The 4285-nt window shown below is 56.5% G+C and carries 7 protein-coding genes; 5 read left to right on the top strand and 2 right to left on the bottom strand.

Annotation, left to right across the window (positions count from 1 at the left end; translation table 11 throughout):
* Positions 1-137: 137 nt before the first annotated feature.
* From HLH36_RS19255 to HLH36_RS19245, 3 genes are read left to right on the top strand one after another with little or no spacing between them, the layout of a single operon-like run.
* Positions 138-737, top strand: a complete 600-nt coding sequence (locus tag HLH36_RS19255; RefSeq protein ID WP_182987890.1) for a helix-turn-helix domain-containing protein — start codon at positions 138-140, stop codon at positions 735-737.
* Positions 734-1171 (top strand): DUF29 domain-containing protein, encoded by a 438-nt coding sequence (locus HLH36_RS19250; protein ID WP_220792927.1) that lies wholly within the window; start codon positions 734-736, stop codon positions 1169-1171. Before HLH36_RS19255 ends, HLH36_RS19250 begins: the two co-directional genes overlap by 4 nt.
* A gap of 50 nt (positions 1172-1221) precedes the next feature.
* Positions 1222-1662 (top strand): hypothetical protein, encoded by a 441-nt coding sequence (locus HLH36_RS19245; RefSeq protein WP_182987889.1) that lies wholly within the window; start codon positions 1222-1224, stop codon positions 1660-1662.
* Between the two features lie 56 nt (positions 1663-1718).
* On the opposite strand, the gene mobQ is transcribed toward HLH36_RS19245, so the two are convergent.
* Both mobQ and HLH36_RS19235 read right to left on the bottom strand, forming a co-directional pair.
* Positions 1719-2696 (bottom strand): MobQ family relaxase, encoded by a 978-nt coding sequence (mobQ, locus tag HLH36_RS19240; protein ID WP_182987888.1) that lies wholly within the window; start codon positions 2694-2696, stop codon positions 1719-1721.
* A 9-nt stretch (positions 2697-2705) separates the two neighbouring features.
* The gene (locus tag HLH36_RS19235) at positions 2706-3005 is read right to left on the bottom strand and encodes a hypothetical protein (RefSeq protein WP_182987887.1); all 300 of its coding nucleotides are present in this window, start codon (positions 3003-3005) and stop codon (positions 2706-2708) included.
* Positions 3006-3190: 185 nt separating this feature from the next.
* Between HLH36_RS19235 and HLH36_RS19230 the strand changes: the two genes are divergently transcribed.
* Together HLH36_RS19230 and HLH36_RS19225 are read left to right on the top strand one after the other, a co-directional pair.
* Entirely contained in the window at positions 3191-3448 is a 258-nt protein-coding gene (locus tag HLH36_RS19230) for a mobilization protein (protein ID WP_182987886.1), read from the top strand.
* On the top strand, positions 3445-3981 hold the full coding sequence (locus HLH36_RS19225; RefSeq protein ID WP_182987885.1) for a replication protein: 537 nt from the start codon (positions 3445-3447) through the stop codon (positions 3979-3981). The genes HLH36_RS19230 and HLH36_RS19225 overlap by 4 nt, the downstream gene beginning before the upstream one ends.
* The last annotated feature ends 304 nt before the right edge of the window (positions 3982-4285 follow it).

The raw sequence follows: 4285 nt of genomic DNA, 5'->3' as shown, positions 1-4285 counted from the left end.
GATTCTTTTCTCTTTCTTAGGGATCGCCACACCCCGCAGAAATCCGGAAGAAAAGTCTTGTTTTAAGTCCCGGAATCCGGGACTAATTGATCCCGGAATCCGGGACTTAAAAACGGGTTCTCCACAAGGAGCGGATCATGGCCCAGATTGTGCGCCTCACCACAAGGCAGCAGCGATCCGAACAGGAGGAAGCCGCACAGGCGGCCGAGCAGCTTTCGCTCCTGTCCGAAGAACTTCTGAAGCATTTGCCCGGAGAGGCGCGTATAGCCCTTTCCAAGATCACCCACGCGCTACAGAAGGCCGCGCGTCCGGACACTACCGAAGGGCTTTGGCCGGGAGGTTTTACCATGTTGAGCCGTATGCAGACCGCCGCGATCTGGGACGCCATCCGCGCCCTGCCGTCCGATGACCGGCCGCATCAGGTCCGCCATGCCTTCGATCTGGTGCTGCTCAATCTCCGGCAGGATACGGGCGAGGTGCTGCTTAACCGTGACCAACTCGCCGAGGAAATCGGCTGTGCCCCCAAACACGTCAGCACCATCATGGGAACGCTGGAAAAAATGGGCGTAATCCGCCGCGAACGGCGGAAAATTGAAGGTATGCAGGGCCGAGGCGTGGCCGTGTATTTCATCAACCCGCATGTGGCATGGAATGGCTCGCTGGACGTCCGCAAGGCACAGGCCGCAGAAACCCGCCCACCCATGCAGCTCGAACTTCTCCATGGTGGGGCATCATGAGCAGCATCCTTTACGACCATGATTTTTACGCATGGACCAATGAGCAGGCCGGGCTGCTGCGCGCCGGAAAACTATCCGAGGCGGACCTTGAACACATCGCCGAGGAAATCGAGAGCATGGGAAAATCTGAGAAGCGTGAACTCATCAGCCGTCTGACCGTGCTGCTTCTTCACCTGCTCAAATGGGAGTTCCAGCCCATGCGCCGTGGTGCTTCATGGCGTCTCTCGATTGCCAATACCCGTGATGCGCTCACCGATCATCTGGCCGACAATCCAAGCCTGCGGAGTGTGCTGGAAGCCAGCGCGGAAACCGCCTATCGCCGCGCCCGCCGTGACGCTGCGCTGGAAACAGGATTGTCCGAGAATACGTTTCCATCAACCTGCCCATGGTTATTCAGTCAGATGATGGATGAGAACTTCTGGCCTGAAGCCTAACTATGCTTCTAGACTAAACCTCATCTATCATTGGGCGTATGGAGAATATAGTGGAATATCAAGAAATACCAGATTGGTACAAAGAACTTAGAATAAAAATATCCAAAGCAGTTGACTCTAAATCTTCCGTAAATTTAATAAATGTCGATGACGTAAATAAAACAATTACAGTTATTTCTGAGGTTTTTAAAGAAAAAGGAATTAAATATAGAGTGGTGACAAAAGGTAGATCTATAATACCTACTAGACTTGCTGCAGGTGGGGCTGCCGTATCTGGCGCAGCTGCGATTACGGCTGAAGCTACAATACTAGGTCCAATAGCCATTGGAATGGGCGCTGCGGCTGTCGGCGCCGCTGGAGTAGCAGTTGCTGGAGTTGGCGTGATAGCTTTAGCTGGAATAGGGGCACATAAATTAATTACAATGAATTGTTCGTACGAAATAATAAAGAATAATAAAAATAAGGATATTTATATTGTTTTTAAAAAGTAATTTTTAATATTGATTATTCAATACTCCATCCTCGGCCAACTTTCATAGTCACGGCCTCAGCTCCTACCGTGTGACAAACCTCGGGACTGAGCTTGTTCAACATCCTTCTGGCGCTGCGGCTGTCGTTCCAGCTCGGCCTGACGCGCCAGTTCCTGCTTCTGGCGCTCGGCTTCCCGCTGCTGCTCCATCCGCTGCCCGATTTTCCGGGCCAGACCGACCGCCTGCCGCGCTTTCTTCTCAAGGCCGGAGAACAGCGCCGAGGTCTTCTCCACGGCCTTGCGGGCCGTTTCCAGAACACGGTTCCGCTCGCGAATCTCCGCGTTCTGCTTCCCGAGATCCGTCACCGGCTCCCGGCCGGGGATCTCGCGAGCTGCCTGTCGCTCTAGGGCAGTCGCTGACACGCCCACGTGCCGGGTCGGCTCCTGCTCCTTCCCCTGGCGCTCGAAGCTCCGGTGATCCACCCGCTGTTCGACCTGATGCCGTTCCAGCGCCGTGTTGACCTGGCGCGCCCACACCCCTCGCATATGCTCGATCTCGGCCGAGGCAGTGCTGGCCACGTCTAGAATTCGCGTCTTGGTCCCCAGCCCGTCCGCCTCGGCCGTCCGGGTCGTAGTCAGGATGTGCGCGTGATGGTTCCGGTTATCCCCTTCCCGGCCGGGTTCATGGATCGCCACATCAGCTACCACCCCGTACCGCTCTACCAACTCACGGGCGAAATCCCGGGCCAGTGCCGCCCGTGCACCCGCGTCCAACTCGGCCGGTAACGCCAGCTCGTATTCCCGGCCTGTCTTGGCGTCTTTCCTCTTCTCGGCTGCCTCTGCCGCGTTCCATAGCGCGTTCCGGTCCTGCGCCCAGTCCGCGCCATCGGGGGCCACGATGAACGCATCTTCCACCCCCTGCTTGCGGGTGTAGTCATGCGTCAGGCCCTGCCTTTCGTCCGTCAGTTCCTGACCGGCACGATAGGCAGCAGCAGCCACGACACTGCGACCGGCCGAACGCGAAATGGATTTGACGGACAGGTGATAGATCGCCACCTGATGACCTTACTTACCAACCATGGCTTCATCTGCATCTTGAACTAGAGCTTGCGCATCTGCGGCAGTTTTAATGCTCTCGGCACGAACATTAAAATCATCGTCTAATTTGCCATGTGCCGCGAAAATTCCGACAGCAGTAACAAGAGATGCCTTTGCAGAAACACTCAAATCACCGAATTCATAACCACCGGAATTTGCTATCGCCCTAGGCACCGTATACCCCCCTTCTGGGGTGGGTAAATGATCAACTCCTGCTGCTTGGCATAATGCCCGAGCAACAAAACCCTCAACATTGATAGCACTCATAATAACAACCTTTTTTACGCACGCATTGGAACAATGCTAAAGTGCGCCCTTGTCTTCTTCGTCGCAAGGGTTGTTTGCGCTCCACTGGAATAAAGGGAACTTCCAGAAAATGGGGTATCCTGAGTGATGACACGGTTAGTGGATTCTACGACAGGTCATTGCACCCATATGGTGCGGGAGGAAAAATGACACCCATCGAGAAGGCAAAACAGCAGGTTGAACAGGCCAAGGCCCGGTATCAGGCTTTGCTCGCCAAACAGAGCACTGAAGAACGCAAACAGGACACACGCAGGAAGGTCATTCTGGGTGGGTTGCTGATCGACGCGGCCGGGAAGGATGAACGCTTCGGACGAGTCATTGACGAGCTGATGAAACGCATCACCCGCGACCACGACCACAAGGCGTTCGAGGGGTGGCAGAAGCCGGAACCCGACAAGTCGTGACCGACGAACGCGAGTTGGATGACGGGCTGGCCGCGTTCGACCAGCTCGGCCGGGAAATGGCGGAGACGAACCGTCTGCTCCGCGCCGTCCGAACCGATCAGGCCACCCGGAACCGGCAGGAACAGGCCCTGTCAGTCGAAATGCAGACTGCGCTTAAACAGGCTACAGGAGCCTCACAGGAGGCGCTACAGGCCAGTCAGACCGAAATACGTTCATCTCTACTCTGGACGGGCCTGACGGCCCTCCTGATCGTTCTGGTGGCGTTTGGCGGGGGATATTTCTTCGGTCAGCGGTCTGGATGGGAAACCGGGCACGCGGAAGGATACCAAAAAGCCCGGAATCAGGAGGCGGCCGCAAGCTGGGCGAACACTCCGGCCGGACAGCGGGCTTATGGCCTCGATCGACGGGGCAGCCTCGATCTGCTGGCCTTGTGCCAGGGGAACGGCTGGGCCACAGAACGCCAGAAAGGCGGCACGGTCTGCTTTCCGAACGCGGACGCCAAGGGGAACGTGACCGGCTGGTATCTCCCCTGACCGTCACAGGATGGGGAAAGCCGTCCAGCCCCCTCATCGCTTCCTGAGCTATTTTTCTCTCGCCCGATTCTGCCGACGTCACAGGGTCCGGGCGAGCGCGGAGCGGGAGCGGCGTAGCCCGCCCGCAGGGCGCCGGAGCAGATCCCGAAATGGCAGTTTTCCACCGAAAAAAGGGGGGACAACAGGGGGATTAGATTCTTTTCTCTTTCTTAGGGATCGCCACACCCCGCAGAAATCCGGAAGAAAAGTCTTGTTTTAAGTCCCGGAATCCGGGACTAATTGATCCCGGAATCCGGGACTTAAA

The organism is Gluconacetobacter aggeris (assembly GCF_014174395.1).
Classification (GTDB): Bacteria; Pseudomonadota; Alphaproteobacteria; order Acetobacterales; family Acetobacteraceae; genus Gluconacetobacter; species Gluconacetobacter aggeris.
This window is presented reverse-complemented; position numbering and strand designations above follow the sequence as displayed.

Excerpts from the sequence above, each read along its gene's own strand:
- HLH36_RS19250 (WP_220792927.1), top strand. The coding sequence starts at position 734 with ATGAGCAGCATCCTTTACGACCATGATTTTTACGCATGGACCAATGAG.
- HLH36_RS19255 (WP_182987890.1), top strand. The coding sequence starts at position 138 with ATGGCCCAGATTGTGCGCCTCACCACAAGGCAGCAGCGATCCGAACAG.
- HLH36_RS19230 (WP_182987886.1), top strand. The coding sequence starts at position 3,191 with ATGACACCCATCGAGAAGGCAAAACAGCAGGTTGAACAGGCCAAGGCC.
- HLH36_RS19235 (WP_182987887.1), bottom strand. The coding sequence starts at position 3,005 with ATGAGTGCTATCAATGTTGAGGGTTTTGTTGCTCGGGCATTATGCCAA.